The sequence below is a fragment of the uncultured Chitinophaga sp. genome, from assembly GCF_937874145.1.
Classification (GTDB): domain Bacteria; phylum Bacteroidota; class Bacteroidia; order Chitinophagales; family Chitinophagaceae; genus Chitinophaga.
This window is the reverse complement of record NZ_CALNBI010000453.1, coordinates 1-3,813: the sequence shown is the minus strand read 5'-3', so window position 1 is coordinate 3,813 and position 3,813 is coordinate 1. Positions and strand designations below refer to the sequence as shown.

At 52.7% G+C, this 3,813-nt stretch carries 8 protein-coding genes; 5 read left to right on the top strand and 3 right to left on the bottom strand.

Features of this window, described 5'->3' with window-relative positions:
- Nucleotides 1-712 (bottom strand): tetratricopeptide repeat protein (locus tag Q0510_RS21635; protein WP_298716294.1); only part of this gene is annotated, 712 nt, incomplete at its 3' end.
- A gap of 228 nt (nt 713-940) precedes the next feature.
- Between Q0510_RS21635 and Q0510_RS21630 the strand changes: the two genes are divergently transcribed.
- From Q0510_RS21630 to Q0510_RS21610, 5 genes are read left to right on the top strand one after another with little or no spacing between them, the layout of a single operon-like run.
- Nucleotides 941-1,336 (top strand): hypothetical protein, encoded by a 396-nt coding sequence (locus Q0510_RS21630; RefSeq protein ID WP_126245397.1) that lies wholly within the window; start codon nt 941-943, stop codon nt 1,334-1,336.
- A gap of 54 nt (nt 1,337-1,390) precedes the next feature.
- Nucleotides 1,391-1,849 (top strand): polymer-forming cytoskeletal protein, encoded by a 459-nt coding sequence (locus tag Q0510_RS21625; protein WP_298716282.1) that lies wholly within the window; start codon nt 1,391-1,393, stop codon nt 1,847-1,849.
- Entirely contained in the window at nt 1,803-2,039 is a 237-nt protein-coding gene (locus Q0510_RS21620) for an AtpZ/AtpI family protein (RefSeq protein WP_298716279.1), read from the top strand. Before Q0510_RS21625 ends, Q0510_RS21620 begins: the two co-directional genes overlap by 47 nt.
- Entirely contained in the window at nt 2,029-2,427 is a 399-nt protein-coding gene (locus Q0510_RS21615) for a hypothetical protein (RefSeq protein WP_298716276.1), read from the top strand. Before Q0510_RS21620 ends, Q0510_RS21615 begins: the two co-directional genes overlap by 11 nt.
- Nucleotides 2,428-2,430: 3 nt before the next feature.
- A complete protein-coding gene (locus tag Q0510_RS21610; protein WP_298716273.1) occupies nt 2,431-3,051 on the top strand; it encodes a SprT-like domain-containing protein in 621 nt (206 codons plus the stop codon).
- Between the two features lie 5 nt (nt 3,052-3,056).
- Here Q0510_RS21610 and Q0510_RS21605 read toward each other — a convergent pair whose 3' ends face one another.
- Together Q0510_RS21605 and Q0510_RS21600 are read right to left on the bottom strand one after the other, a co-directional pair.
- Nucleotides 3,057-3,227, bottom strand: a complete 171-nt coding sequence (locus tag Q0510_RS21605) for a hypothetical protein (RefSeq protein ID WP_298716269.1) — start codon at nt 3,225-3,227, stop codon at nt 3,057-3,059.
- A gap of 26 nt (nt 3,228-3,253) precedes the next feature.
- Complete coding sequence (locus Q0510_RS21600) at nt 3,254-3,664, bottom strand: OsmC family protein (RefSeq protein WP_298716264.1); 411 nt, start codon at nt 3,662-3,664, stop codon at nt 3,254-3,256.
- Between the last annotated feature and the right edge of the window lie 149 nt (nt 3,665-3,813).

The following is a 3,813-nucleotide window of genomic DNA, read 5'->3' as shown; positions in this document are numbered from 1 at the left end:
GGGGAAAGTAAGGATCGGTTTCGAGGATGTTGAGCAGCGACTGCGCCTCGTCGTGCTTGTTCTGCTCGATGAGGGTACGCGCCTGCCAGAGGAATGCGTCGTTCCGCGCCACGGTATGCCTGAACTGGCGGGCGTACCAGGTTTTTTCCTTTTCGCGGCTGGAAATCGACAGCAGGTCGTTCTGATTGCTGCCCACCACGGCATTATAATCGGATTTCTTCCTGGGTGCGAACTTGGTATTGATGAACTGGAAAGTGGTGAAGGCGTTTTCCCAGTCGCCTTTGTAATAATAAGCCTTTCCTACGAGCAGGTAACAATCGTCGATCCAGCGGCCACGCGGGTCGTGGATCTGCACGGCAACGGACGCTTTGTGGATCACGGAGTCCAGCTCGTTGACGTCGAGATTGAGTTTTTCGACGGTGTAGGGGTAGAAGGGAAGGAATATATTATAATTATCCTGCCGCTGGCTGTTGATGCCGGTGAGGACTTTTTCCAGTTTGAGCTTGGCGTGATAGTAATAATTATACCGGGTCACGGTATTTTGTACCACCCTGCGGGTGAAGGTGTAGGGCTTGGAAGCCATCTTTTCTGACGGAGGGCGCCGGTCTTCCACCTTAAGGGGCTTCTCGGGCCTGGCCGGGGGCTGTGTGGCAGGTTTATCCTGTCCGAAAACCGTGGCGGAGGCGGCGAATACGATGATCCATCCCACCAATCCGGCACGTAATAGAGATATTTTAGAACAATGCATGTAAAGCCAGGTCGGTAAATACTTCTTTATTAACTTTTTTATGGGAAAAAATATTTTAAAGATAGGATAATTTTTTTCTCGTCTGTGCGTAATAGGGGCTAACTTGGGGCTTTTCGTAATTCGTTTTTACAAATTATGAATTTTTGATGGATATTTCGGTAAAATCGTCAATCTTTACATCTTTGCAGACATATGGCTACTGAAGACAAAAATAAGGGGAGGAGCCTCGACCGGTTAAACCATAAATACCGCCTGGTGATCATGAACGACGATACCTATGAGGAAGTGACGGCTTTCCGCCTCTCCCGCATGAGCGTATACGTGGCCCTGAGCACCCTGTTCGTGCTCCTGGTGGCGATCACGGTGGCAACGGTGGTGTTCACGCCCCTGCGGTATTACATCCCGGGATATGGAGACCTGAAGCAGCGCAAGGAGTTCCTGCAGCTCAAAATGCGCACCGATTCCCTCGAGCGCGCCATTTCCACGCGCGACCGATACCTCCAGAACCTGAAAAATGTCATCGGGGGCAATATCCAGCTGGATACCACCATGCTGAAGGTCCCGAAAGTCGAAAACAGCACCTATTAAATATTTTTTCACTATCTTACACCATCTTTATTAAAACGAAAAACCTTCTGACCTATGTTTAACCAAAGTAAGAAAAGTGAAGGCAAGAGCATAATGCCTTCGTCTAACATCAACCTTATCGGGAACGGAACCACTATTCAGGGGGATATTGTGTGTGAAGGGGATATCCGTATCGATGGACAGGTAACAGGCTTGGTTTCTACCAAAGCGAAAATCGTGGTAGGGCCGGAAGGGGAGATCCTGGGAGATCTGATCTGCAACAGCGCCGATATCCTTGGTAAAGTGACCGGGATCATCAAGGTCGACGATTTACTGTTCCTGAAAGGCAACGCCTACATCAAAGGCGATATCTATACCGCGCATTTCGAAATGGAGCCCACCGTGAAGTTCAACGGCCGCTGCTATATGGATCCGGCCGACGCTCCGCCGGCGCGCTCCGAGTCAGCCACCACCGCAGATTCCAAACATGGAAGACCCGTCATCCAGGAAGAAACAGAAACAGAAGCCGTCTAACCTGCTGTTGCGGTATGCCGGGCTGGCCTTCCAGATGATGGCCGGGATCGGTGTGGCGCTTTGGCTGGGTTACCTGCTGGACCAAAAAGTGGACATGGGATTCCCTTTGTTCATGATCATTTTTTCTTTACTCGCATTAGCCCTACTTTTGTGGCAAATTGTAAAAGATACCAGCAGGCATGACCGATAAATTTATTTTCTGGCTGGCGGCAGTGTTCGCAGCGATCACGGGTTTGTTATTTATTCTGGAGAAAGGGTGGCTCGCCTCCCTGGGCGTTCATTTTCCCGTTCTCATCATCGGTAACATCGTGCTCGCGCTCATTACCCTGGTTGGATATTCCCGCAGCAAGAAAGGCCTTTCTGCGGCGAACCCGAACGTTTTCGTAAGGTCTGTCTATGCCTCCACGCTGAGCAAGCTTGTGCTCTGCGTGGCGGGCATCGGCGCGTATGTATTCGCCAACCGCGACCACGTCAGCAAGGCCACCATCTTCATCCTGCTGTTCTTTTACCTCGTGTATACCGTGCTGGAAACCTGGCAGCTCTTCCGCGCCAGCATCCGGCAGAAGAAACCAGAGTAGCCGTTGAAGCAAGAACATCCTTTACAAGCATTGGCAGCGTACATGCCGGAAGGCACTTTCGAGCAGGTAATCGCCTATATTACTGAATACCGGGTCCACTTAACCATCACCCGTGAACGCCAGAGCGTACTCGGCGACTATCGCCATCCCTTCCAGGGAAAAGGCCACCGCATCAGCATCAACGGCGGCCTGAATAAATACGCTTTTCTCCTCACCCTCCTCCACGAAATCGCCCACCTCACCACTTTCAATATCTACGGCAATTCCGTTTCCGCCCACGGCCGCGAATGGAAAAATGAATACGGTAAGATCCTGAAAGAATTCATCGGCAAAGGGTACATGCCCATCGACGTGGAAACCGCTGTCCGCAAAAGCCTCCACAATCCCGGCGCCACTTCCTGTTCCGACGAAGAGCTGATGCGCGTACTCATGCGGTACGACCGCAAAAAGGAAAACCATTACCTGGTGGAACAACTCCCCGCAGGCCAGCTCTTCAGAACGAAAGACGGCCGCATTTTCCGCAAGGGAGAAAAAATCCGGAAGCGCATCCGCTGCGAGGAAATCGAGTCGCGGAGAGTATATCTTTTTAGCCCCGTGTACGAAGTAGAGCTTATTAGCGAGTAATAACGTCAATCATGATTGAAGTCCTGCCGGAATAACTTCCAGGTTCTGTTTTCATCTTTATTCCACAGATTCACGCTCTTCCCGCCGCCGGTATCACCCGCCGGATCGGCCTTCGCATACCAGCGGATGGTATAAAAACCGTTCTCCACCGCCATTCCGCCGCCCAGGTCGGTCAAATTCCAATAACGGCGCACAGCGGCGCTCAGCCCTTGCGCACGTCGATCGAATTGAGTTTCACCGGCGTGCCTGCGCGGAGCGACTGCGGGATATCGGCTGCCTGGTCTACACTGCGGATCAGCGCTTCCACGTCGTCGCGGGGCGCGGAGGATTCCAGCGTAATGTCGTAGCGGATGTTGCGCGCCTGCACGGGATCGCCGCCCCAGTCGCCGTTCACCACGATCTCCACGTGCGCCACGGGAATGCCTCTTTCCGCGGCCTCGCGGTATAGGCTGTTGCAGACGCTGGCGGCGATCGACATCATGAACAATTCTTCCCCGCTGAACCCGATACCCAGTCCGCCGGCGCGCGGGGTTCGGTCGATGACGAGACTGCGCGGGCCCGCCCAGCCAGCCGCCGCACTCGTTTCATGGATGGTTTTGAGATGTACCTGCATAGTTTATTTAATGTACGCAATCTTCGGGTGATTAGCAAATGCGCCGGTTACACGTATGCGGTTTCTGCTTCGGCTTTCCGGATGCGGGCGTCGGTCTGCATTTGGAGAATGGCTTTTTTTTCCTTGCGGTGCATGGCGAAAGTGAATTC

Coding starts and splice junctions, on each gene's coding strand:
- Q0510_RS21630 (WP_126245397.1), top strand. CDS start 941: ATGGCTACTGAAGACAAAAATAAGGGGAGGAGCCTCGACCGGTTAAAC.
- Q0510_RS21625 (WP_298716282.1), top strand. CDS start 1,391: ATGTTTAACCAAAGTAAGAAAAGTGAAGGCAAGAGCATAATGCCTTCG.
- Q0510_RS21620 (WP_298716279.1), top strand. CDS start 1,803: ATGGAAGACCCGTCATCCAGGAAGAAACAGAAACAGAAGCCGTCTAAC.
- Q0510_RS21615 (WP_298716276.1), top strand. CDS start 2,029: ATGACCGATAAATTTATTTTCTGGCTGGCGGCAGTGTTCGCAGCGATC.
- Q0510_RS21600 (WP_298716264.1), bottom strand. CDS start 3,664: ATGCAGGTACATCTCAAAACCATCCATGAAACGAGTGCGGCGGCTGGC.